Source organism: Lysobacter sp. Soil_C_15, assembly GCF_057657315.1.
Genome location: NZ_JBDGIR010000046.1, coordinates 1 through 201, shown reverse-complemented (window position 1 = coordinate 201; position 201 = coordinate 1). Strand labels below are relative to the sequence as shown.

Annotated in this window: 1 pseudogene; it reads left to right on the top strand. The window is 74.6% G+C overall.

Going from position 1 to position 201, the window contains the following annotated elements:
• Nucleotides 1-201 (top strand): annotated as a pseudogene (locus AC3A57_RS22950) (OmpA family protein); the annotation flags it as partial.

Here is a 201-nt window from a genome sequence, read left to right as displayed (position 1 = left end):
CGGCGTCGGCGTCCAGGGCGACCTGGGCCGCGTCGGCATCCGCACCGAGCTGGCCTACCGCGCCGACTTCGACGACACCAGCGTCGCCGCTCCGCAGGAAGACTGGTTCGGCGACGTGCTGGCCTCGGTCGGCATCATCGTCCCGCTGGGTCCGGAGCCGGTCGCTGCGGTCGCTCCGGCTCCGGTGGTGGAGCCGGGCTG